This is a genomic window from Pinibacter soli, from assembly GCF_029961145.1.
Classification (GTDB): Bacteria; Bacteroidota; Bacteroidia; order Chitinophagales; family Chitinophagaceae; genus Pinibacter; species Pinibacter soli.
Map to the genome: position 1 here is coordinate 1309548 of NZ_JASBRG010000007.1, position 24355 is coordinate 1333902.

Sequence of the window (24355 nt, forward strand, 5' to 3'; positions counted from 1 at the left end):
AGCTGTATTTAGTTCTAAATCTTTTTTATACCACAAGCAGTATTGCTACTATTGAACGGCCGTTGCGACGCTCCATTCAACAGTTGAATTCTATTGAGCAATGTGCAGCAAACGGAACTAAACCGGCTAACGATTAATAATAGATTTTGTGGCAAAACTGTGTAGCGCTTTAACAGCCACTCTCTTACTACAATTAAGTCTCGATTTTACAATTGATAATAGCCGCTTATGCAAGCGCGTTTTAAATACATCAGCAAGCACCAGTCGTGCATCTTATTCCTACTGAAAATAATTTATTTATCAGTATTAATGCCGCTGAGTATAACGGCAATTGCGCAATCCCGTTCAGCAGATTCAACGAAAAATAAAACGCCTGCAATACAGGCTGTTCAAAAGAATACCAACCTTGAAATCTATGGCTTCATTCTCACTGATGTCATTTATGATTTCAAGCAAATGGATCCTAAATGGTATGATGTACCAAGACCAACAAAATTGCCCGCCTACAAAAATCAATTTGGGCCTGATGGACAACTTTATTTCAGTATGCGTCAAACGAGGTTTGGATTGAAAAGTTATGTACCAACACCTTTGGGTCCGTTGAGCACTTTGTTTGAATTTGATTTGTTTGGGTCAGGTGTAGATGCAGGACAAACCACCTTTCATCTTCGTCATGCATATGGTGAGCTGGGAAAAGTTGGCGTTGGTCAAACGTGGAGCCCTTTTGTGGATACAGACGTTTTTCCCAATGATCTGGAACTTTGGGGACCAAATGGGATGGCTGTTATTCGTAGTCTTCAAGTCCGTTATATGCCCATACAGGGCGATACAAAATTGACGATCGCATTGGAAAAACCCGGTGGAACCGCAGACGAAGGAGTGTATGCAGATATGGTAGAGCTCAAGAATGTTAAGCCGGTATTTCGTTTGCCGGATTTAACTGCAGAATATCGCTACGGCAGGCCCTGGGGATATGTAGAACTGGCCGGTATTTTGAAGTTACTCCAATGGAAAGACCTCGATACTTCGGGAATTGACTACAGTGGCAAACGAACTGGCTGGGGACTTAATTTAAGTTCAAAAATAAAACTGTTTAAGCAGGACGCAATTCACTTGCAATTGCTTTATGGAAAAGGCATTGAGAGTTATGTGCGAGATGCACCGTCAGATGTTGGGGTTAAAAAAGAGGGCAACAATCCTATCGAGGGTGTTGCGCTGCCTGTTACCGGCTTTGTAGGTTTTTATGATCATTACTGGAACAAAAAACTGAGCAGCACGATCGGCTATTCGTCCGTTAAGATCGATAATTCAAATGGCCAGTTACCCAGTGCTTTCAAAAAGGGAGAATATGCAATAACGGACCTGATCTATTCTCCCATAAAAGACGTTTTCCTGGAAATAGAACTCCAATATCTCAAACGTAAAAACTACGGTGATGGATGGACAACCACCGATCCAAGAATTCAATTTTCATTCAAATTTAATTTTTCTCAAAAATTCTATTATGAAACGAACACGGCACCTTAATCTACCATCAATCGTGTTTTACTTGTTAATGCTTACAATGTTTGCATGCAACAATACGCACAACGATAAAAAAGAAACGCCCGACTCGACCGCTTCGACTGATCATCCGCATGCCGACACTTTGCTAAGCGATAATGAGGTAAAAGCCGAAGCACCGGATGCTGCCGGTAAAACAGAGCAGGGCTATGCGCTGCCGAGGCATACTGAACATCTCGCACAATCGCCTATTAACATCATTTCCTCAAAAACAGACAATCCCGGCAACGAAAGAATTACACTCAACTTTCATTCAGATATTGAAGCTGCAGAAAACCTTGGCCACACTATTGAGCTGGAATTCAAGGAAGGAAGCAAATGCACCGTGAATGGCAAAGACTATATGTCCAAACAATTTCACTTTCATACACCATCCGAACACCTTGTAGATGGCATGACCTTTCCCATGGAAATGCACATCGTAAATGTGTTACGCGATTCAGCAAACCCAAACAAGAACGATTACCTGGTGGTGGCGGTGCTTTTTAAAATAGGAGCTGAAAACAAATTCGTTAAAGAGTTTCTAAATAAGATTCCAAACAAAGAGGGAGGAAAAACCGAACTGCACACCGGCGAGGTGAAGCTTGACGATCTGATTGCTGAATTTAGAAATAAAAATCTCAAATCTTACTACACGTACAAAGGCTCCTTAACCACGCCGCCATTTACCGAAACCGTTCAGTGGATCGTTATGAAACATGTTATTGAGGCATCAGAAGAACAGATCATGACGCTTGAAAAAATGGAAGGCAACAATGCCCGGCACGTGCAGGCGATCAACGATAGAAAGGTGTTTAGCCAGTAAGCAACAAATAAATAAAAAATGAAAGAGGCCGGTTCATAAGAATCAGCCTCTTTCGTTTGACTACAAGTTTGACCACAGCTTGTGTAGATGCGTTGTTAATCTTTTGCTGTGTATTGAGCGTCGGTTACATGTTCCATCCATTCCACCACTTTTCCATTCAAACTTTCCTGGATCGCAATGTGTGTCATGCCGTTTGTTGCGGTAGCTCCGTGCCAGTGTTTTTCATTTGCTTCAAACCAAACGATATCACCGGGAAACACCTCTTCAATGGGTCCGCCTTCTCTTTGTACCCATCCACAACCAGATGTAATGATCAATGTCTGGCCCAGCGGATGTGTATGCCATGCAGTCCTTGCACCAGGCTCAAATGTAACACTGGCTGAGGCGGCACGCCGTGATTCATTAGGATCAAACAAAGAGTCGATTCTTACGGAACCGGTGAACCAGTCCGCAGGCCCTTTCACTGAAGGCTTTGAACCTATTCTTGTAATGTTCATTTCTCTAATTTTTGAAGTATTTAATTAGCCTTGTTTTTCAATGACGCCATATCAATAACAAAACGGTACTTCACATCACCTTTCAGCAAACGTTCGTAAGCGTCGTTTATGCTGTCTATATTGATCATTTCAATATCGGCAACAATATTGTGCTCGCCACAAAAATCCAACATTTCCTGTGTTTCTGCAATGCCGCCGATCATTGATCCGGCAAAACTTTTACGACCCACAATCACGCTGAATGCTGCAACTGGCAATGGTTGCTCAGGAGCTCCTACCAATGCAAGCGAGCCGTCTACACGAAGCAAAGAAAGATACGCGTTAATGTCGTGTTCAGCAGATACCGCATCCAAAATAAAATGAATTTTGCCCCTGTACTTTTTCATTTGTTCCGGATCTTTCGATAACACTACTTCATCTGCTCCGAGGCGTTGCGCTTCTTCAAACTTACTTTGTGATGTAGTAAATGCTATCACATGCGCACCCATTGCTTTTGCGATTTTGATACCCATGTGACCCAAACCGCCAATGCCTACGATGCCCACTGTTTTACCGGGCCCAACGTTCCAATGCTTTAATGGAGAATAGGTCGTAATGCCAGCGCATAAAAGCGGTGCAGTTGCAGCAAGATCAAGATTTGCCGGTATACTTAAAACGTAGTTTTCATCTACTACAATGCGCTCTGAGTAACCACCGTACGTTTGAACATTTTGCAGATGCTTGTCGGGCGAGTTGTATGTACCTGTCATTCCAGGCTCGCAGAACTGCTCCAATCCATCTTTACAGTATTGGCACTCACGGCATGAGTCAACAATGCAACCAACACCTACCATGTCTCCTACTTTGAATTTGTGCACATGATCGCCCACGTTCACGATTCTTCCAACGATCTCGTGTCCGGGCACACAAGGATAAATCGTGCCGTGCCATTCATTTCTTGCGGTGTGTAAATCGGAGTGACAAACGCCGCAATAAAGGATATCTATTTCCACATCGTGCGGCAATGGCTTTCTGCGGTCAATCGCCATTTGATTTAATGATGCCTTGGCGGCTTCTGTGCCGTATGCTTTTACCTGTACAGTACTCATATATGTTGTTGTTTTTAATGCGACTTTGAAGTTCATCGCGGTTTGTGGAAGATGAACATTTCTTTCGCCAACAAAGTTCGAAATCAAAACATACCGAGAGTAAAGACAATCAAACCAATTATTAAGAATTTCAAACCTCCTGCACTCTCAACGACTTTGGATTGGTTCCGGTCAGTCGCTTGAAAAAATTATTGAAGTAGGTAGGATACTCAAAACCAAGGGAATACGCAATGTCTGCAATGTTCCAGTCTGTATGCTGCAAAAGTGCCCTTGCTTCCGAGATGATGCGTTCAGAAATATGGGTTGTGGTGGATTTACCTGTAATATCCTTCACTGCGCGATTGAGATAATTTACATGAAGGGAAAGCGCCTTTGCATAATCCTGAGCAGACTTCAGCGAAAGCGGCCTTTCTATGCTTTCAATGGGAAACTGTCTTTCGAGTAATTCCAGAAAAACAGATGTCACTCTCGAAAGAGCGTTGGAATGTTTATCGAAATTCTCTGACGGCTGCATCTTAAGCGCCTCATGAATGATGAGGTTTATATAATTGCGGATCAGTTCATCTTTGTAGGCGTAGTCTGTCTTTTGCTCCTCAATCATTTTGCGGAAAATGGTATTGAGAAAATCACGCCGTTCTTCATCAATGGTCAAAATGGGCGTTCCGCCTAGTTTAAAGAAAGGTGATTGCTGCAAGCTTTCAGATCTGTCAGCCAGTTGCAGGAAATCTTCTGAAAAAAGACACGCATAGCCGGCGTATGTCGTTGAAATTGTTTCCCATGAATAAGGAATGTGCGGATTGCCAAAAAACAAAATGGTGCCATCCATTTCAAAGCTGCGGTCCGCGTAATTGATCAGGCTTTTGCCTGTGGAAAGACAAATTTTGTAAAAATCTTTTCTGCTGTAACTACCGGTTGTATTACAGGCGTCTCCTATCTGAAAGGCATTAAATCCTTTAAGCTTTAGCTCATTATTAAAAGCGGATACCGAACGCACAACATTCTTTGCCATTTTTCAAAATTAAGAAAATCAAATTAAATGCGGCAGGTGTGAATATTGGCTAAGCTCCAGAATTTGAGGCTGCAATTTGCGACCTCAAATCTAGAAGGTGTGCTTTGTAGCGATTTTTATCTACTAAATCCAATCCGGTCGCGATCTTCCCATTTTCGTTGCGCGGCCTTTTCGTCCAGTATGTTTTCTAGTGCGTCGTAAATCTGGTTAAGTTGGGCGTCGTGCTCGCCTATTTTGTCTTTAATCAATCTTAACTGCTCTTTCAAGTCGTTTTGCTGCAACAAGACTTTTCTTATTTCGACAAAGGCCCGCATGATGGCAATGTTCATATTGATCGCTTTGTCACTGTGCAGTACGCTGCTCAGCATAGCAATCCCCTGCTCCGTAAAGGCGAACGGAGTCATAGAACTATTTCTTTTCCCCTGGTTAAAAGATAAAATCTGAACTTTTGATGTTCCGTTTGAATATGCGGTCACAATTTGTGACCGCATACTTTCCCATTCATCAACACTAAGCCGAAACATAAAATCTTCCGAAAAACGCTTTATGTTTCTTTTTACTGCTTGATTAAGTACCTTGGTATCAACTTCGTATAACACTGCCAGATCATAATCCAGCATCACACGCTCGCCTCTTATTTCATAAATCCTGTTTTGAATACTTTGAATGATTTGCATATTACTAGTTTAGCAATTATTTATTGACGTTAGACGATTGTTAATGTAAAATGGATGCTTATTAGTTGAAGGCGTATCAAAGTAGTACCTATAAATAAAATGACAGAAGGGAATGTTGCTTACATTTGACTTCCGAAAATTTCACTCCATGAAACCATTTCTGCTGACCATCTTTTGTGTGATAAATGCTCTTGCCATAAAATCCATCGCACAAACGCTTTCTCAAAAACCTGTAAAAGTTGAAATCATCAAAAGCAATGACGGCTTCCAACTTTTGCGCGGGGGCAAAGCTTATTTTGTTAAAGGCGCGGGTGGGTCGACCTATCCTGAACGTATAGCAGCTTATGGTGGCAACTCGATACGCACATGGGGAAGCGACAAGGGCCAAAAGGTGCTGGACTCAGCTCAAAAATATGGTCTTACTGTTTTAATGGGACTAAGCGTTACTGCAGACCGTCATGGTTTTAATTATGATGACACGGCTGCCGTACGTAAGCAGTTGGAAAAATTGCGTGGCGAGGTTTTAAAATACAAGGACCATCCTGCATTGTTGGCATGGGGCATTGGCAATGAGCTTAATCTTAACTATAAAAATCCCAAAGTGTGGAACGCAGTGAACGACATCGCCAAAATGATCCACTCACTCGACGCTAATCACCCTGTTTGCACAGTTCTCGCGGGTGCAAACAAGGACGTTATCGGCCTCATTAACACATCGTGCCCCGATCTTGATTTCCTTGGTATTAATACCTACGGCGACTTGGCAGGTTTGCCGAAAACTATTCGCAACACAGGATGGGCCGGTGCTTACATGGTAACAGAATGGGGACCAACGGGACATTGGGAAAGCCTGAGCACTCCGTGGAAATCTGCGATAGAAGAAACCAGCAGTGAGAAGGCTGCGGTTTATAAAACACGATATGAATATTCAATCGGGCGCGACAAAGAAAAATGTCTCGGCTCCTATGTTTTTTTATGGGGGCAAAAACAGGAACGCACTCCTACATGGTATGGTTTGTTTACTGAAAAAGGAGAAGAGACGGAAGTGATAGATGTAATGCAATACTTATGGTCGGGAACATGGCCTGCCAACAGGGCACCGCATATTTATTCATTGCAAATAGATGGTAAAAAATCTGTAGATTATTTATACTTAACGGGCGGCGCTAATTACAAGGCTGCGGTTGCTGCATTTGATCCTGACAATAATAAAATAACTTATCGCTGGGAAATGTTGCCTGAGCCAACCAAACTCAGCGAGGGCGGCGACTTTGAGGGACGTCCCAAACCAATCGACAATTTTGTTGTTGGAGAATCGAACCAAAGCAACATTACATTTAAAGCTCCGGCTACACAAGGCGCTTATCGTTTATTCATTTATGCAAGTGACGGCAAGAACAAAGTAGCTACTGCGAATTTTCCTTTTTATGTGAAATAGCCTCAATACAAATCAAAAGTCAAAAAGGGTCGCTTCAAAATGAATGAAGCGACCCTTTGTTTTGGCTGGTTTTCCAGGGAAAGTTATTTGATCTCCAATGGCCTTCTATAGGCTTGACTAAAAGTTCCTACGGTGTACTGATCGGTTACATTTTTTATAAGATCAATGTTCACTGTTCTGGTGCCGCTCGCAGGATTATTCAGGAGCTTTACGTAAATCGTATCGTATGCATTTTTCGCCTGCGGAAATGTCATTGTATAAACAGTATCTGCCACGGTGATCTTGTTACCATTTTTGTCTACAATGTTATAATCTACTCCGGCAACGGCAGGTGTTGTATAGCCGTACACACTTACAACATACTTCACTACAGCATCGTAGTTGCGTACAAATGCGGAGTGAAACTGCACCGGAAATTTTACAAGGTCCGGCTGCGTTTTTGCAACAGATACCTTTGTATTGTTCCAGGGATATTGATATGGCGACTCATAGCCTATGTAATAATAATTATCGTATATCGGATCGCTTTTAGGATAGTCTTCTTTATGGCATGAAGAAAGAGAAGCTATAGCCAGCAAAAGCGTTATTGTTGATAATATTGATATTTTGAAATTCATTGCTTTTCAGTTTAAAGTTCATGAAGATTATTTCCAGTTTGGATTCTGCGTCACACTTCCTCCACTCAATGTTATTTCATTAAGCGGCACAGGATATAAATAATCTCTGGCTGGATCAAAACGTCTGTTGCCAGCGGGTTCTACTATTATTAAACTATCGGCTGTCAATGTGTTTTTAACATTTGCCACCGGCGTACTTGTCCATTCAGCTTGCGCATATCTTCCACCTAAAATTGCTTTTGGCAATAATGTTTCAGCAAGCTTCCACCTCATCAGGTCATCATATCTGAAACCCTCCAAAGCAAGTTCTACCGTTCTTTCTCTCCTTATCTCATCTCTCATATTTAAACCGTTTGCTGTAACAAAAGCATTGGTAAGATTAACTGCCGCGGGCATTCCAACTCTTGTTCGCAGCTTATTGATGGAAGCGTTAAGATCTGCATCAGTGATCGCATCATTCAACTCAAACTTGGCTTCGGCGTATGTGAGCAATACTTCCGCATAGCGTATCAATTGCTTGTCAACATTGGCTTTTCCAAGATTATCCCAGTCTGCTTGTATATAGCCTTTCTTGCAGGCATAACCAGATCTTTGTGCACCAACGGCAGGTAGCCAAAGTCCTTTGTACGACTGCTCTCCCATCTTGTATATTGTTTTGTTCAATCGTGGATCCCTGTTGCTGAACACATCGTTGTAGCTTTTTTCAGGAGATACGGTCAGCGGAGATTTGCCCCAAGGCAAGCCGTCTGTACACAAATAATTATCAACGAGATTGCGTGTTGGCGTTACGTTTCCTCCTTCAATTCTTCTTGAGTTGTCATGCACAACAATCGTATTAAGATAGCTGGCGCCATATATTTTTACAAAAACGTTTTCTGTATTTACGTTGCCTTCTCCGGCATACTGAAAGTTGTTCTCATAGCTTGCCAGCAATCCGTAACCTTGCGCCGGGTCCATTACTTTGCTTGCGGCATCTACGGCGATGTTAAGGTGCTTTTTCGGATCACCATAGTTATGGTATTTCGAACGGGTTCCTTCATACAAAGCTACGCGTGCCTTAAACGCTAATGCAGCACCCTTTGTTACTCTGCCATAATCAGCGGCGGGCATCGTAAGTCTTGTTGGAAGCCATTGTGCAGCAAAATCAAGGTCTGCATACATAGTATCTACTACTGTTGCTCTTGGTGTTCTTGCCATCGTTAGTTCAGGACTACCGATATCAAGCACCTTCATTACAAGTGGAATGTCGCCGTATTTTTTTAATAATTGGAAATAAGCATAAGCGCGGAAGAATTTTGCTTCTGCGAAATAGCGATTTTTTGTCGCGTCTGTTACGTTTGCTTGCTGTCCTTTTTCGAGAATATTATTTGAAGTAAAGATCGTTTTGTAAGGACGGCTCCAATCATCGCTTGTACTTGGTATGTTTCTGCTTCCGTTACTGGTAGCGTCAGCAGCTGTACCCACTACATCATCACCTCTGTTATCAAAAATATTAGTGAAAGTGGGCGGCGTTTTTGTTTCGTCTGAAATTACATTGAAACCCTCAAGCAAAGCGTATAGCCTGTTACACGCTACTTTTAAATCACTTTCAGTGTTCCAGAAAGCCGCATCAGTAAAAGTAGTTTCAGGCTCCTTGCTCTTAAGACAGGCGCATAAAAAAGTGAGCGAAGCCAGTATGATATATTGAAGTTTGAATCTTCTTTTCATTTCAATCGTTTTAGTAAAATTTTCATTGTTCAATTCCTATTCTACAGTTGAACGGAGCGTCGCAACCGAAGCTTAACCAAGGTTCTTCAGCTGACTCCAAAAAGAATCAGCATTAAAAACCAACGTTCAATCCAAATGATACAACTCTGTAGAAAGGATACGTATTTGCATTTACATTGTTACTCACTTCAGGATCGAACACATTCAACACTTTCGTATACTCCCACAAATCCTGACCGGAAACATAGGCACGTATGCTTTGGAAGAACTTTCTTTTAACAGGCACATTGTAGCCGATCTGAATATTTTTCAGACGGATGTAACTTCCGTTTTGCACCCATTTATCAGAAGGATCAAAGTTGAAGTTGTTGCTCGCATAAGTGCGCGGGAACAATGCATTCCTGTTATCAGGCGTCCACCTGTCCATCATGATCGTCCATGGCATGTTGGAGCTTGCATTCAATGGATTCAATGTGTTGGCATCAATGAGGAAGTTGCGTTTTCCTACGCCTTGGAAGAAGCAGGAGAAATCAAAATTCTTCCATGTTGCACCAAGATTGAAACCAAATGTGTAACGTGCATTTGTAGTGCCGAGATAAACGAGGTCGCCTGGATTTTGAGGAGTACCGCCGCCAGCGTTTACTACTTTGTCACCGTTCAGATCAAGGTACTTTACATCACCGGGACCTACGTTTGCAGGCTGTCCGGTTTTGGTAATACCATATTTTGCATAGTCCTCAGGTTGTTGGAAATATCCATCTGTTTTGTATCCCCAGATAGTGTTCAATGCGTAACCTTGTAAGAGGTTTACAACACCACCATTGCCTATTGAATTTTTGCCATCGTACTTTGCAAGCTCATTTTCGTTATCAGCTATATTGAAACCGATCGAGTATGAACCATTTCTAAACTGGTCTTTCCATCTGATATCAAACTCCCAACCCCAGCTTTTCAATTCTCCTACATTGCTGCTTGAAACATCAACACCGATCAATGAAGGCAACTGTAAAGTAGCCAGCATATTTTTGTTGCGTTTGATATAATAGTCAGCTGTCACGTTCAGGCGATTTCTCAGAAAAGCCACATCCAGTCCGACATCGGATGTCTGAACGATCTCCCATGTTTTATTTTTTGAAGGCATGGTAGATTGATAGTAGTAAGGCGTTTTCTGATCATTAAATGACAAACTATTACCACTGTTAAGCAATGCCACATAATCGTACAAACCAAGAACAGCGCCATTTCCCAATTGTCCCCATGAAGCACGCAGTTTTAGATTATCAATGAATGAAACGTTCCTCATAAAGTTTTCATTGGAGATTTTCCATCCTGCAGAGAAGGAAGGAAATGCGCCCCAGCGATTGGAAGGATCAAGCCTTGTACTACCATCATAGCGCAGGTTTGCTTCAAATAAATACTTGTCTCTGAAATCATAATTGAATCTTCCGAAGTATGATTCCATTGCCCATGTTTCTACAAGGTCACTATTGGTTTTCGTAGTAAGATCGCCATAATTTAAACTATAGAAATCGTTGGTAGGCATTGTGTTGGCGCCGGCAGACATTTCATCTTTGCGGTATTCTTCGTATGAATAACCACCCATTAATTTAAAGTGATGGTCGTTCTTTATGCTCGCATTGTATGTAGCATATGCCTGTAGATTATTGTGCCAGCCATTGTTCTTTTTCTTGCTAAGACTATTTGGCACGTTGGCGTTGAAGCGCACATTCGATGTGGTCATACCATACCAGTACAAACTTCGTTTTTCAGAACGTTCATCGTAGTTATCCATCAGACGTGAACCGACTACGTTAATCACCAAGCCTTTCGCAAGATTTTTTATAGCAAGGTTACCAATCCCGGTGAACGCCTGGTAATTTTTATTTGTAACACCTGAGTTCTTTTCAAGATCAATCGGGTTTACTTGCAAATCACCGTTGTAAATAGATCCTGTTTTATCTTCAGCAGGCACGTAAATAGGTTGACGTGTACGAATGCGGTAAAGACGCTCAATCACGTTGCCTACACCATAAGAGTTTTCTGCAATAAAAGAGCCCGCATAGCTGGCGTTTACAGAGAGGCTCATGTACTTATTCAGCTCACCATTCACATTCAGGCGAAGGTTGTAACGGTCGTTTTGATCGGGGCCGTATTTAATAACACCTTCACGAGTGTAATATCCACCGGAAAGCAAATAGTTGAGTTCCTTTTTTCCACCGCTGATTGACAGTGAATAGTTCTGCATTGAACTCTGCTGCTTCATACCTTCTTTCACCCAGTTAATGTTATCGTAATAATCCCAGCGAAGAGCATTAGGGCTTCCTGTTGGGTTGTTACTCATATTGGGTCTGTAATCGAAGTTGCGATTTCTCAACCACTGAATTTGTTCATCCGTAAACTCTGGCGCAGCACCTGAATTTACGCGGCTTTCATTGATCAGCGTTTGCTCATCCCAAGAACTTAAACGCTGAGGTTGTCTCGCTGTAATATTCAATCCATAGTAAGAATTGAAGTTGATATTTGTTCTGCCTCCCGATCCTTTTTTTGTAGTAACCAACACCACGCCGGCTGCAGCTCTTGCACCATAAATGGATGCAGCGGCAGCATCTTTGAGAATAGAGATAGATTCAATGTCGTCAGGATTAAGCAGGTTCATATCCATCTCCATACCATCTACCAATATCAGGGCTTTGGTATCATTGGCAGAAGAGAAGCCGCGAATGCGGATATCGTAACCTTCATCACCAGGCTTACCATTGCTGCGTGTGATTTGTACGCCGGGCAACAATCCTTGCATGGATGCCATTATGTTGGGCACAGGCTTGTTCACAATATCGGCTTTGTCAACCACAGCAACGGCACCCGTCAAATCAACTTTCTTTTGCGTACCATAACCCACTACAACTATTTGTTCGAGCGCAGTGGCTTTTGATACAAGTTTTACAAGCAATGACATTTTTGCATCCTGCTGAACGATGTACCCAGAGAGCGTTTGCGTCTCGTAGCCAATAGCAGACACTGTAAAAGTGTATGGGCCGCCGGCAGGAAGTTTTAAAAATTGGAAAATACCCGAAGTGTCAGACTGGGCGCCGGCAGTGAAGCTGGTCTTGTCGTTCTTCGCGACAATAGATGCACCGGCAATAGGGTTGTCTTTTTCATCTTTAACCTGGCCCCTCACAGAGTTGACCTGTTGTGATTGGGCTGAAATGGTTAGCAGGCAAAGCATTGTCAACATCCAAATTGACAATCGCTTTTTGGAGTTAATAAAGCAAACAATCATAATTAATCAATTAAGATTTACAAATCAGTTTTGGCGTTTTCATATTACTTATACGTTTATAATTCAACCTACCCCCATCAAGTCTTATTTTTTTTTAACGAAAATTTTATATTGGAAAATTTTGAAAAAAACATTCAGGATGAGAAATAGCAAACTATTTCAACAGGCTTGTCAAAGGCGCTGTCAGCGGGCCTTCTAAGAAGCTCCGTCGTAGTGAGCAATAAGGTAAATGGTGTTGTGGTGTGTACTGAGTTTTTCTACTTCTTTTTTATTAAATATCCATTTGCACGTTTCTCAATCTTAAGGTTATTAATCAAGCCAATGGAAGAAAGTATATTATCCAAAGAGTCTGTGTTATCCAGTTTGCCGATAAAGGTGATGCCCTTTATATCTGCATTTGAATAAACGATCCTTTGATTGTACAGTATTTCAAGCTGATCAAATACTTCGGCCAGCGACTGGTTGTTAAACATGTACCAGTTGTTGCCCTGCATGGTTTGCGATCCATGGTGGGGTTTAACCGCTAAAACATTTGGCAACAAATAACCAGGCTTGTGTTTGAGTGTGGCAACTCTATTATTTTTTGAGTAAAGCAGTATATCTCCCGGCGCCATGTAAACATCTTTCATTTCGCTCTTTGGTGCTGTGGCAGAGGGCTTCACAACAACCTTCCCTTCAAATAATGATACACGGATGTTGTCTTCTCCCGCAAATGATTTCACTGAAAATCTTGTCCCGAGCACAGTTGTGGCGATATCGTCGGAGTGAACAGTAAATGGTCTGTGACTATCTTTTGCTACGGAAAAACTTGCGCCTCCGCTTAGTTCTATATCTCGTTTATCTGACGAAAAAGCATCGTAGTAGGAAATAGAACTTCCAGGCATCAATTCAACAACAGTAGAATCGCTTAACACAACGAGCATTTCTTTTGCAGAACTGTTGCTAGTTGTCTTAAGGGCAATTTCCTGTTGTATATTTTTCGTCCCGGTTTGAATTACGCTACCCTTTTGTTTTGAAAGTAAAAACCACGAGCCTGCTATGGCAATAACAATAGCAGCGGCCGCGGCCGGTTTTCTTAAGTAATAAATTATTGATGGAGACTTGCGGCTTTTATTTTGTACAGCGTCCCACATTTTAGCGCTTTGTTCACCAGAAAGTGATTGCTGCGCCTTGAAATCGTTCCACTCTTTTTCATCTAGGTGCTCGAATACGGAGTCGGGGTATCGCTCGAAATGTCGCAATACTTCCGCAGCTTCGTCCTTACTGCACTGCCCTTTAAGAAATCTGTCAATCATCGTCTTTGTAATCATGGCTGCCTAAATGGATATTTACCATTATTATACGTTTATTTATCTCACTACCCCTATCTGAAAATGGAATTGCCACAAAGAAAAATTAGTGTGAGTGTAGGAAAATGAATTCTTAGCGCTTTTAGTGCTTTTGAAATATGGTGTTCTACGGTTTTGGTGGAAATGGACAACCGCTGTGCTATTTCCTTGTATGACAAGCCTTCCATCCTGCTCATTTCAAACACCTTCCTCCTTACCGGCGGCAAGCTTAGCATAGCTGTCTGCAGCTGGGCCTGCATTTCTTTGGCACCGTTGTTTGCATAAAAATCTTCGTCCGAAGGAATATCTGTTTTCTCAAGACCAACTGTTAGGTCCTGCGAAAGACTTTGTTTGCGAAGCAGATCGATCAAAGTTGTAGTGGCAATTCTGTACAATTGGGTGGAAAAAGCCAGAGACGGATTGAGTGATTTTCTGTATTTCCAAAGTTTTATAAAGGATAGCTGCACCACTTCTTCCGCAAGGTATGCAGATTTCGTTTTGGTGAAAATATAGAAATAAAGCTTCTCGTGGTACCCATTGAATACCTCCCGGAAAGCAGTTTCATCTCCGTTTATTATGGCAAGTATGTAATCCAAATCGGATCAAATATATAAAAATTCGGATTTGCAAACAGTAGGTGTGGCCAGGAAGGTAATTTTTCTTTTGCTCTGCCCGGACGCTCAGCAATTTCGTTATATCTTTTCCAATATGGTTATTTTGGAAAATCTGCCACGATAATGTGGGCGACAAAAAAAGCCCGCAAAATTGCGAGCTTTTTAAAATTCTTTGCGGACCTAGTAATCCACTGCATAATCTTTTGGAAACGGTTTTCCACTCCAGGCTTTTCGCTGCGTCCATTCCGTAAATGGCGCCGACCAAAATTCATGCGACGATTGCAAACCCAACGCAAGAAACACAAGCGATGTTACATACATGCTTCCTGTATTGGAATAATAATCTGCAAGATTCTCCTGCTGGTCACCAATCAATCCTAATCTTAGCCAGCCGTCTTTTGTAAACGTAGAAGAGATGAACATATTTTTCATTACCGCTGTAAGTGCGCAACGCACCTGCGCAGGCGCAATGCCTTCCGGGAGGCTATTTTCAAGCGCGAGTTTTACCAATGGTTGAAAAGCTCCAACGCGATAAGTAGAAGAACGGCCTACAACAAGATAGGTGCCTTCCGGGGAAATGTATCGCTCCTGGAAAGATGCATAACGTTGCATTCTCTTATAAGCTACATCGTACTCTTTCTTAGGTCTTCTACCCTTTTCAACATTCGCCTTCAATACTTCCACCATCATTGGATGCATTACATAACCGTTGTAGTGATCAAAGTGAAATTTGTCGCCATCACTATACCAGCCGTCTCCTACATACCATTTGTTAACCTTATCAATCGCCGTATCAATTCTTGCTGCGTCAATTTCTTCACCGATGCTTAACAAAAAGCTTTCAATCATTGCCGCAAACAATACCCAGTTATTATTAAATGGCTTGATACTGCGTATCGCTTTAAATTCATGAATAAACTGTTGTTTGGTTTCTTCACTCAACGGCTTCCACAAAGCATCCGGCGCATACAGCAATGCCTGTGCGATATGAGCGGCATCTACTATCGGCTGCGCGGTTTTGCCATCTCCCCAAAATAAATAGTCAGGGCTTTGGGGATTCACAGCATGCGCAAGGCTTTTCAATGTTTGCTCTCGCAAACGCTCTCTTGTTTTGTTTTCAGGAGTGTTATCATTTGGCAAGGCAAGAAACGGAGCAATGCCTGCAATCAAACGTCCAAATGCTTCCATGTATGCCACCTGCTTGTTTCTGTTATCCCAAATAGGACTATACACCACCGGCATATTTTTTCTCAGCTCTCCTTTACTCATATTGCTTAAAACCGGCGTTGCTATTTTATCCAGCAGGCATACCCAGTATTCTCTGTCGTTTTGTTTTGCAGGTGCAGCAAAATCAATTTTATCATTTGCCAAAACTTTTTGTCCCGGAATAAAGCCGCCAAAACCCAGCAACGAGGACCATTTGAGGAAATTTCTTCTTTGCATTTTTTTATAAGTTGTTCGTTGTTCGTTGACAGTTGTTAGAAGTCTTATTGGAATCTCTTGTAATTGATAGGAACGAAATTATCCGCCAGTATCACAGAAAGCCCGACAACTAAAAACTATCAACTAACAACTCATTTTAGGTTTTTGCTTTTTGCTCGTCGCTCTTTTCACCGCCTTCTTTTGTTTCCAAAACAATCACAAAAGGTTGCTTGTACTGTGCTGAAGGTAACTGAATAAATGATGCATCGTAATCCAATTTCTCAAGCGACAAAGTTTTGCCCGGCGCTGTCAGCAAATATGCTTTGTCAACCAATGTGTTCTTTGAAGGTTTGACTTTCAAACTTCTTGAAACCGGCACATTGAAAACGATCATGTACACTTTGTTTTCGTTTGTCTTCTTTGTATAATAACCCCAATCCTGTTTCTCCCATCCGGCGTATTCGCAATTGTAAATCGCTGCGTTATTGATCTTCATCCACTCTCCGGCTTCTTTTGCAATCTCTACTTCTTCCGGTCTGAAAGTGCCGTCTGGCTTAGGTCCGAAGTTGAGTACAAAATTTCCGCCGAGTGAAACACACTGTGCGGTCATCTCCAATATTTCATTTGTTGTCTTCCAATGACCGAGCCATTTTTTCTGGTAGCCCCAGCCATTTTCCGGAATGGTCATCACACAATCCCAGTCATTGCCATGTACGTCTGCATAAGTTTTTGGAATCTTCCTTTCCCAGCCCTGCTCGTAATCGCCCATCAGCACACCGGTTGCATCCACATGCCGGTTGCCAAATTCATCTGCACGAAAACGACTTCCAATGATCAATCCCGGATGCAGCGTTTTTAAATATTGCTCCAGTGTGTCTGTAAATGCACCACTTTTTTTCCAGCTGTTATCCCATGTACCATCAAACCAAAGTCCTTTTGTTTGCGGATACTGTTGAAGCAATTCCGTTAGCTGTTTTTTCGTAAATAATTTAAAACGTTCAAATGCAACACTGTCTTCCTTTGTTTTCAGATCATAGCGCCAATCTGGATTGTGCCAGTCCATGATGGAAAAATACAGATAGACATCAATGCCTTCTTTGGTGTATGCGTCCACTACTTGCTTTACTATATCTTTTTTGCAGGGCGAGTTAGCAATTGTATAATCTGTGTATTTACTTGGCCAAAGGCAAAAACCATCATGGTGCTTTGTAGTAAAGGTCACGTAGCGCACACCCATCTGCTTCGCCATCTTTGCCCACTGTGTCGCATCGAATGATGAAGGGTTGAATTGTTTATAGGCAGAGTCATAGACGCCATTCGGCATGTCTTTCCAGGAGCGGATCCATTCTGCTGCACCATTGTAGTAGTTACCGTTCAACTCTCCGCCAAACAAAGAATAAACACCCCAGTGAATAAACTGCCCCATTCCATAACCACGCCAGGTGGCCATCTCGACATCCGTTCTTTTTCCTACTCGGTGTGCTCCATGCTGCAAAACTTTGGGTTGCTGTGCAGACAAAAGACCAGATATTAACAAGCTCCCTGCAAGTAATATCGACTTAAGCGATCGTTTGTTTTTCTTGTATTGATCAATTCCAGTCATAGTAATAGGTTATGTATTTAGTAAATACCAGTCTTTATATCTTTTCAATGCTTCCAGAAAATAATAGTCAGCATAGATAAGCGGCACATCAATTTCGGAATTTAATGGTAACCCTCCGGTGCTGTGTTTTAACAGAAAGCCGCCACTCTCTTTAAACTTCGACCGGTAGGTATCGCTTGACAAAGATTGCAAAATAGTTTCTGCCGCAGCCACAAATTCTTTGCCTTCGTCTTTCGAACAATACTGTCCCAATTCCAACAATGCCGAAGCCATAACTGCCGCAGCTGAAGCATCTCGTTTTGCTTTAGGAATAAAAGGCGCATCGAAATCCCAGTAAGGTATTTTATCAGCTGGCAAATTAGGATGATGCAAAATGTATTTCGCAATATTGCAGGCCTGTTTTAAATAGTCTTTGTTTTTTGTAAACCGGTACATCATCGTGTAGCCGTACAGCCCCCACGCTTGTCCCCTCGCCCATGATGAATTATCGGAAGCTCCTTGCCAGGTTGCTTTGCGAATTACACCGCCTGTTTTCAAATCATAATCCACCACATGATATGAACTGTAATCAGGTCTGAAATGATTCTTCAAAGTAGTGTTTGCATGTGCAATTGCGATGTCTTTGAATCTTGCTTCGCCGCCGTTATTGCTTACCCAGTAAAGCATTTCAAGGTTCAGCATATTGTCGATGATAACAGGGCATTTGAAATATACATTACTGTTCCATGACTGAATTGCTTTAATGGAAGGACGATAACGTGACGATAAAGTTTCCGCGGAGCGGAAAATAATGTTCTTGTATTTTTCGTTTTGGGTAAGCCTGTAAGCATTGCCGAAGCTGCAAAACATCATAAAACCCAGATCGTGATTACCTGTGTAGGTTTGATTGGGTTCAATGAGATTTAAAGCAGCTTCCGCTTCTTTTTTAATAGTCTCATCTTTCGTTTGCTCGTAGATGTACCAGAGTGATCCGGGATAAAAACCGCTGCACCACCAGGTAATTTCATTGGCAAGCAACTTCTTATTTTTTTCGTCATAAGATTGCGGCATCTGACCCGCCGGTATTTGTGTCAACATATAACGGTATTGGCTATCCGCAAGCAAAAAATTTTCGTGAACCAGCTCTGCCATTCTTATCTTACTATCGGTTGTTTGAGCCTTCGCAACAAAAAAGCCCACAACAATAACCGTCATCAAACCTACTCTTTTCATTACTCAATAATTGGATTCGTTTTAAATTTCTATTGATATTAATATCCTACGGGCAATGTTGTAACTGATTCTGTTTTTCTATTGATATCAATGCCCTACGGGCAAGGGATTTCCCGTAGGGAAATAACATCAATAGAACAAGGTACCAACGTACGTTTTTGCCCGTGGGGCATTAATCTGACAAGTCGCATTTTATTGAAGGATATTGCGTCAGACCTTCTAAATTTCAATGCACTGATCATAAGTTTTTAAACTGGGCCCCGAGAAAATCCACGGGGCCTCTTGCTGATTAAAAAACTGCCCATGAGAAAAAACTATTGTTCCCAGCCCGGGTTCTGTTTTAATTTCGGGTTCAATGTCAAATCCTCTACAGGGATAGGAAATAAATATTGTTTCTTTTCGTCAAATGCTCTTCCGTTAGGCAATGTTTTCGCGTACGGCAGCAAGTAACCACCACTGCTTAAGTAAACATCTGTATTGATCTTAACTGTTGGAAATTGCGCCTGCACAAACTTCATTCCTTCTACCGGTATCTCTAAGAAGCGACCTGCTTTCCAGCGCATAAGATCATCCCATCTTGTATTTTCAAATGCCATTTCTACTCTTCTTTCTCTTCTTATTTCGCGCAGCAGCGGAGCAGGTATATAAGCACAATACTTCGTGTAATTGCCGTCTAACACAGCATCAGTTGGAATCGCAGTAATCAGGAGTTTTGGCATTCCAACTCTGTCTCTTATTGCGTTGATGGTTTTGTCAACAACAGCCTGATCGCATTGACCCAATTCAAATTTTGCTTCCGCATAGCTCAGCAACACTTCAGCGTATCTGAATACCGGTGCGGCCTGCATGCCATTCGTAACTCTGTTCCAATCTACAGGATCGTTAAGGAACCATTTTGCCAAACGATAGCCTGTAGGACATTTGTTACCTGAAAGCCCTGGAATATTTGGCTTGGGCGCATTGTTTGCACCTTGTGAAACGCCCACTGCCAAACAGTATGTACCAAAATTGCAAATGGTTTGTGATAAGCGTGGGTCACGGTTTTGAAGCTCCAGTTGAATAGAATCTCTTCCTAAGAAAAGCGGACTGGTTGAAATAGGTAAACCATCTTTACACAAATACTCGTCAACGAAGTTGCGCGTCGCGCCAAACTGGTGCCTTAAATTCTGTGCAAAGTAGCGGCTGAATGCAACGCCCATTTGAAGACTTTCAGAATACTCTTTGGTCAATATAACTTCTGAGTTGCCTTTGTAAGTGTACTGTGCAAACAAAGAGTTGTATGCTTGTGCCGCATTGCTTGACTTAACTAAGGAATAATTTCCGGTCATTAACTGTTCGCAGGCATCTGACGCGGCCTGCAGGAATTTTTTCCCATCGAGATTCAATTCAGTGTGATATTTTCTGTAAGTGCCTTCATACAAACCAATGCGCATTTTTAAAAACAACGCCTGGTCTTTATTGAGGCGATCTGTTATCTCCTTTCCTTTTGCAGGCAACCATGCGATGGCGGTATCAATGATTCTTAAAACAGAATCCATCACTTGCGCACGCGGTGTTCTTGGCGCATATAATTCAGGAGACGTTGTAGTCAATGTGTTTGTGAGCCACGGCACATCGCCGAAAAGTTTTACTTTTTCAAAATAGTCCCATGCCTTAAAAAAGTACACTTCGCCGCCGTAAACGTTTTGTGTGGCGGTGGGAATTTTTGTTCTTCTGAAATTTTCCAGGAACAAGTTGAGTGTTCTAATGTTTGAAAAGTTCCATCCGCCGGAGCCGCTTCCACCAGTTAAATGACTTATGTATTGGTTCGCCGCAACTTTAGAATATGTATTCGGGGCGGCATTGTCGGTGATCACATCTCCATACGCAATGGCAGCTTGTGTATAGCCATAAGGCGCTATGGTTGCATCGCCGAAACCGTATCCAAAGCCAACAATATAGGTGGGATAAATGCTGTTATTATACAATTGCAAATCCTGTTCTGAGTTCCAGTAGTTCCCATCATTGATGCTATCTAACGGATACTTGTTTAAAAAGTCTTTATTACAACTGTAAATAGTAACCGAAAAAGCAATTAAGCCTAATATTTTCGATTTCATGTATAATGATTTTTGAGTGTTAGAATGTTACTTGCAGACCAAAAGCAAAAGATTTCATCATCGGATAATTTGCGCTCAGCACTTCAGGATCAAACACGTTTGGCACTTTGCTGTACTGCCATACATTGTAACCTGCGGCATAAACTCTCACCTTTTGCAAACCAATGTGCCTGATCGTCTTCATAGGTACAGAATAACCGAGTGTGAAATTTTTCAGGCGGATGTATGCTGCGTTTTGCAGATATCTTGTTTGCACCTGTATATTTTGCGACGCCGCTTTGTATGCAGGATAAAATGCATCGGTGTTGTCTGGTGTCCATGAATCGCTGTACACTTGTCTTGTACCAATACCACCGGCGATTGCGCCCCAGAATAAATTATCACCAACCCAAACTTCACGTTTACCCACGCCCTGGAAGAAAATATTCAGATCGAAATTTTTCCATGAAAAATTACTATTGAGACCAAATTGAAAACGTGGTGTGCTGTTACCGATAATTCTTCTGTCGCCAGGATCGCTGACAGTGTTGGAGCCTTGGGAAACGATGGTATCACCATCCAGGTTAGCATAACGAACATCGCCCGGATAAAGAAGGCCGGAGTATATCTGTTTCTGACTTGGCGCTTTTGCAATTTCATCATTTGACTGGAAAATACCTTCTGTTGTATAGCCCCATATCTCTCCCATTTTTTGACCCGCATATAAAGTGCTTAACAACTTGTTAGGATTGCCGTTGAACTTCGTAACGGTGGTTTGATAATTGGATAAACCAAAAGCAACATCGTATCTGAAACCGTTGCTGGCAGCATCTCTCCATTTCAGTGACAACTCCCAGCCCTTGGTTTGCAATTCACCTGAATTTTGCGTAGGTGGGTTTGTTCCTAAAACCGCAGGATACTTACTACCGTCTACAAGGATGTCTTTTGTTGTACGGTTATACCAGTCGAATTGCATATCCAGTTTGTTGATTAAAGTCGCATCCACTCCAAAATCCAATGTAGACGCGGTTTCCCATGTGATGTTAGGATCAACCAATCCCGGAGGTGTAATACCAACAGGTCTTGTACCATTGAATAGTTGTGTAACCTGCGAAGTGGTTCCGTAAGAAGGAACGTAAATGTAGTTTGCCACATTTTGGTTACCGATGCTGCCGTAAGAAGCACGCAGTTTAAGATCTGTCACCACTGGTTTTATAATACTTGCAAATTTCTCTTCTGACACTCTCCATCCTGCGGAAACAGACGGAAAGAATTTGCTTCTTGAATCTTCGGGGAAACGGGAAGTCTGGTCATAGCGGCCGTTTGATTCAAGCAAATATTTGCCTTTGTAATTGTAGGTGAATCTGTAAAACGCACCACGTACCGCCCATTCACTTTCAGCATCATTTGCTGTTCTCTGTCCGGTAGTTTGAGTAATCACCGGCACAGAAGGAGTAATCATGCTGTTTCCTGTTGCGTCAAGATAATTGTCTTTGTACCATTCCTGGTTGAGGCCCGCCAACGCATAGAAGTTGTGGTTCTTCAGCGAGTAGGAATAATCAGTATAAACATTCACGAGATATTGATTGAAATGATCGGATATCTTGTAAACAGAGCTGGGACTGGTGTACACATTGGTGGTAGAGTACCAGCTCGTTTCTATCCTGTTTAATTCCGGTATGATTCTTTTTTCAGAATAGCTATTCGACGTGTATGCGATATCACTTTTAATGTTCCAGTTTTTGGCCAGCTTAATGGATGGAGAAACACCTAACAACAGGTTTTCTGTGTTCTGCCTGTCTAACGAACCATAATCCATGAATGACAAAATATTATCCGTGTACCTGCCTCCCATATTGTTAGGTGCATTTGCCGGAGCATGCATTGGCATGTTCACATTTCTATCAGGCTCCTGCGACAAAGCTCTCCACCAACCTCCTTTTCCCGACGGGTTAACCGGTTGCGTGTAAGTTGTGTTATAATAGTTTGTTCTGAAATCAAGTTTGAACCAGTTTGTTACCTGAGAGGACAAATTGAAAGTCGCATTGTAACGTTTGAATTTGTCGGTATTCAGTTTGTAAATTCCATCCTGGTCAAGGTAGCCGAGCGATGCGTAGTAAGTATTTTTTTCGCTACCGCCCGATAAACTCAGGTTGTGCTTTTGCATGGGTGAAGAAGCTTTAACTGCTTCGTTATAAGGATTCTGGTTAGCCACCCAAATGATGGAACTCGCATCGTTGCCCGGCACACTCATGATGTAAGGCGATGCTGTTTTGGGGTTGTCCATGTATGCTTTGATGGCTGCCAGCTTAGTGATCATGTCTGTAGAAGCCGATGCATTTTGCAGGGCTTGTGCTTTGATCAACGCATCCTGAATTTCGTAGGCATTCAACAAGTCAGGAATGGCTGCGGGTTTGTTCCACTGAAAATCATTGTAATAGGAAATGCTTGGCTTCTCCGTTTTCTTTCCTTTTTTGGTGGTAACCAACAACACACCGTATGCAGCTCTTGCTCCATAAATTGCAGATGAAGCGGCGTCTTTTAAAAGTGAAATGCTTTCAATGTCCTCCGGGTTCACCTGGCTGATGTCCATTGGAATATTATCTACCAATGTAAAAGGCGAACCTGTCTGAATGACAAAGTCGGTGCCGCTTTTGGTAAATGAAGTACCTCCTCTCACGTTCAATGACGGGGTAGTGTTAGGACTTCCGTTGCTAATGGTAACATTCAGGTTGGGAATAACGCCTTGCAGTGCCTGCCCAACGTTGGCAACCGGACGGCCCTCAATTTCTTTTGCGGTAACCTGAGCAACTGCGCCGGTAAGATTTACTTTTTTCTGCGAGCCATACCCAACCACTACCACTTCAGATAAGCCTGCGGATTCAGGCTTCATGGTGATGTTTATACTGGTATTGTCACCAACTGTTACGTTTGTAGCGACGTAACCAATCAATGAAAATTCAAGAATGTCTCCTTTGTTGGCATCAATGTTAAACACGCCATCGGCATTCGTGGCCGTTCCGCGGGTGGTGCCTTTTACTTTTACTGATACAAAGGCAAGCGGTTTGCCGGCGTTATCAGTTACTTTTCCTCCGATTGATTTTGTGGGAACCCTCAGGTTATTATAAGGAGAGGTCAAATTTCCCGGTAAAGCCATTGTTTGTTTTTGGAAACAAAAAACAACAGCCAATAATATGGGAGTCTTTTTTGCCGCAGGCAATCGCCATAGTTGCCAAAAGTTTTTCTCTCTACAACGAGTTTTGGTGAATCGCATTTTAGTTGGTTTTAAGTTGAGAAACTCTGGTGAGTTGGTGCTTTAAATTTCTGTCGATATTCCAAAAACCACGGGTGAAGATTCCGTTTATGAAGGGGTAAAATCCTGTTTTCTATAAAGAGAAAATATTAACCATTGATTAT

At 42.1% G+C, this 24355-nt stretch carries 17 protein-coding genes; 3 read left to right on the forward strand and 14 right to left on the reverse strand.

The features are described from left to right. Nucleotides 1-228 precede the first annotated feature (228 nt). Together QJ048_RS15885 and QJ048_RS15890 are read left to right on the forward strand one after the other, a co-directional pair. Nucleotides 229-1527: a DcaP family trimeric outer membrane transporter gene (locus tag QJ048_RS15885; protein ID WP_282335383.1), complete on the forward strand. Its 1299-nt coding sequence runs from the start codon at nucleotides 229-231 to the stop codon at nucleotides 1525-1527. Continuing rightward, complete coding sequence (locus QJ048_RS15890; protein WP_282335384.1) at nucleotides 1505-2368, forward strand: carbonic anhydrase family protein; 864 nt, start codon at nucleotides 1505-1507, stop codon at nucleotides 2366-2368. Before QJ048_RS15885 ends, QJ048_RS15890 begins: the two co-directional genes overlap by 23 nt. Before the next feature lie 95 nt (nucleotides 2369-2463). On the opposite strand, the gene QJ048_RS15895 is transcribed toward QJ048_RS15890, so the two are convergent. The 4 genes from QJ048_RS15895 to QJ048_RS15910 form a co-directional block, all read right to left on the reverse strand. Continuing rightward, a complete protein-coding gene (locus tag QJ048_RS15895) occupies nucleotides 2464-2865 on the reverse strand; it encodes a (R)-mandelonitrile lyase (protein ID WP_282335385.1) in 402 nt (133 codons plus the stop codon). A gap of 20 nt (nucleotides 2866-2885) precedes the next feature. Then, nucleotides 2886-3953, reverse strand: coding sequence for an NAD(P)-dependent alcohol dehydrogenase (locus tag QJ048_RS15900; RefSeq protein ID WP_282335386.1), 1068 nt, complete (start codon nucleotides 3951-3953; stop codon nucleotides 2886-2888). Between the two features lie 130 nt (nucleotides 3954-4083). Further along, on the reverse strand, nucleotides 4084-4962 hold the full coding sequence (locus QJ048_RS15905) for a helix-turn-helix domain-containing protein (RefSeq protein ID WP_282335387.1): 879 nt from the start codon (nucleotides 4960-4962) through the stop codon (nucleotides 4084-4086). Nucleotides 4963-5078: 116 nt separating this feature from the next. Then, nucleotides 5079-5639: an ORF6N domain-containing protein gene (locus QJ048_RS15910; RefSeq protein WP_282335388.1), complete on the reverse strand. Its 561-nt coding sequence runs from the start codon at nucleotides 5637-5639 to the stop codon at nucleotides 5079-5081. Between the two features lie 148 nt (nucleotides 5640-5787). On the opposite strand from QJ048_RS15910, the gene QJ048_RS15915 reads away from it, so the two are divergent. Next, nucleotides 5788-7077, forward strand: coding sequence for a glycoside hydrolase 5 family protein (locus QJ048_RS15915; RefSeq protein WP_282335389.1), 1290 nt, complete (start codon nucleotides 5788-5790; stop codon nucleotides 7075-7077). An 83-nt stretch (nucleotides 7078-7160) separates the two neighbouring features. Here the strand turns inward: QJ048_RS15915 and QJ048_RS15920 are convergent, their stop codons facing one another. The 10 genes from QJ048_RS15920 to QJ048_RS15965 all read right to left on the reverse strand — a co-directional run bounded on the left by QJ048_RS15920 (nucleotide 7161) and on the right by QJ048_RS15965 (nucleotide 24095). Then, a complete protein-coding gene (locus tag QJ048_RS15920; protein WP_282335390.1) occupies nucleotides 7161-7694 on the reverse strand; it encodes a hypothetical protein in 534 nt (177 codons plus the stop codon). Nucleotides 7695-7721: 27 nt separating this feature from the next. Further along, nucleotides 7722-9401: a RagB/SusD family nutrient uptake outer membrane protein gene (locus QJ048_RS15925; RefSeq protein WP_282335391.1), complete on the reverse strand. Its 1680-nt coding sequence runs from the start codon at nucleotides 9399-9401 to the stop codon at nucleotides 7722-7724. A 112-nt stretch (nucleotides 9402-9513) separates the two neighbouring features. Further along, the gene (locus tag QJ048_RS15930; protein ID WP_282335392.1) at nucleotides 9514-12681 is read right to left on the reverse strand and encodes a SusC/RagA family TonB-linked outer membrane protein; all 3168 of its coding nucleotides are present in this window, start codon (nucleotides 12679-12681) and stop codon (nucleotides 9514-9516) included. Nucleotides 12682-12938: 257 nt separating this feature from the next. Beyond that, entirely contained in the window at nucleotides 12939-13991 is a 1053-nt protein-coding gene (locus tag QJ048_RS15935) for a FecR family protein (RefSeq protein WP_282335393.1), read from the reverse strand. Nucleotides 13992-14044: 53 nt separating this feature from the next. After that, on the reverse strand, nucleotides 14045-14605 hold the full coding sequence (locus tag QJ048_RS15940; protein WP_282335394.1) for an RNA polymerase sigma factor: 561 nt from the start codon (nucleotides 14603-14605) through the stop codon (nucleotides 14045-14047). 198 nt (nucleotides 14606-14803) lie between these two features. Next, on the reverse strand, nucleotides 14804-16066 hold the full coding sequence (locus tag QJ048_RS15945) for a DUF2264 domain-containing protein (RefSeq protein ID WP_282335395.1): 1263 nt from the start codon (nucleotides 16064-16066) through the stop codon (nucleotides 14804-14806). 136 nt (nucleotides 16067-16202) lie between these two features. After that, nucleotides 16203-17648: an alpha-L-fucosidase gene (locus tag QJ048_RS15950; protein ID WP_282335396.1), complete on the reverse strand. Its 1446-nt coding sequence runs from the start codon at nucleotides 17646-17648 to the stop codon at nucleotides 16203-16205. A gap of 9 nt (nucleotides 17649-17657) precedes the next feature. After that, a complete protein-coding gene (locus QJ048_RS15955; protein ID WP_282335397.1) occupies nucleotides 17658-18860 on the reverse strand; it encodes a glycoside hydrolase family 88 protein in 1203 nt (400 codons plus the stop codon). A 314-nt stretch (nucleotides 18861-19174) separates the two neighbouring features. Then, nucleotides 19175-20959, reverse strand: a complete 1785-nt coding sequence (locus QJ048_RS15960; RefSeq protein ID WP_282335398.1) for a RagB/SusD family nutrient uptake outer membrane protein — start codon at nucleotides 20957-20959, stop codon at nucleotides 19175-19177. Between the two features lie 19 nt (nucleotides 20960-20978). Then, entirely contained in the window at nucleotides 20979-24095 is a 3117-nt protein-coding gene (locus QJ048_RS15965) for a SusC/RagA family TonB-linked outer membrane protein (RefSeq protein WP_282335399.1), read from the reverse strand. Between the last annotated feature and the right edge of the window lie 260 nt (nucleotides 24096-24355).

Coding starts and splice junctions, on each gene's coding strand:
- QJ048_RS15930 (WP_282335392.1), bottom strand. CDS start 12,681: ATGATTGTTTGCTTTATTAACTCCAAAAAGCGATTGTCAATTTGGATG.
- QJ048_RS15895 (WP_282335385.1), bottom strand. CDS start 2,865: ATGAACATTACAAGAATAGGTTCAAAGCCTTCAGTGAAAGGGCCTGCG.
- QJ048_RS15910 (WP_282335388.1), bottom strand. CDS start 5,639: ATGCAAATCATTCAAAGTATTCAAAACAGGATTTATGAAATAAGAGGC.
- QJ048_RS15945 (WP_282335395.1), bottom strand. CDS start 16,066: ATGCAAAGAAGAAATTTCCTCAAATGGTCCTCGTTGCTGGGTTTTGGC.
- QJ048_RS15915 (WP_282335389.1), top strand. CDS start 5,788: ATGAAACCATTTCTGCTGACCATCTTTTGTGTGATAAATGCTCTTGCC.
- QJ048_RS15885 (WP_282335383.1), top strand. CDS start 229: ATGCAAGCGCGTTTTAAATACATCAGCAAGCACCAGTCGTGCATCTTA.
- QJ048_RS15900 (WP_282335386.1), bottom strand. CDS start 3,953: ATGAGTACTGTACAGGTAAAAGCATACGGCACAGAAGCCGCCAAGGCA.
- QJ048_RS15920 (WP_282335390.1), bottom strand. CDS start 7,694: ATGAATTTCAAAATATCAATATTATCAACAATAACGCTTTTGCTGGCT.
- QJ048_RS15890 (WP_282335384.1), top strand. CDS start 1,505: ATGAAACGAACACGGCACCTTAATCTACCATCAATCGTGTTTTACTTG.
- QJ048_RS15950 (WP_282335396.1), bottom strand. CDS start 17,648: ATGACTGGAATTGATCAATACAAGAAAAACAAACGATCGCTTAAGTCG.
- QJ048_RS15960 (WP_282335398.1), bottom strand. CDS start 20,959: ATGAAATCGAAAATATTAGGCTTAATTGCTTTTTCGGTTACTATTTAC.
- QJ048_RS15935 (WP_282335393.1), bottom strand. CDS start 13,991: ATGATTACAAAGACGATGATTGACAGATTTCTTAAAGGGCAGTGCAGT.
- QJ048_RS15925 (WP_282335391.1), bottom strand. CDS start 9,401: ATGAAAAGAAGATTCAAACTTCAATATATCATACTGGCTTCGCTCACT.
- QJ048_RS15965 (WP_282335399.1), bottom strand. CDS start 24,095: ATGGCTTTACCGGGAAATTTGACCTCTCCTTATAATAACCTGAGGGTT.
- QJ048_RS15905 (WP_282335387.1), bottom strand. CDS start 4,962: ATGGCAAAGAATGTTGTGCGTTCGGTATCCGCTTTTAATAATGAGCTA.
- QJ048_RS15955 (WP_282335397.1), bottom strand. CDS start 18,860: ATGAAAAGAGTAGGTTTGATGACGGTTATTGTTGTGGGCTTTTTTGTT.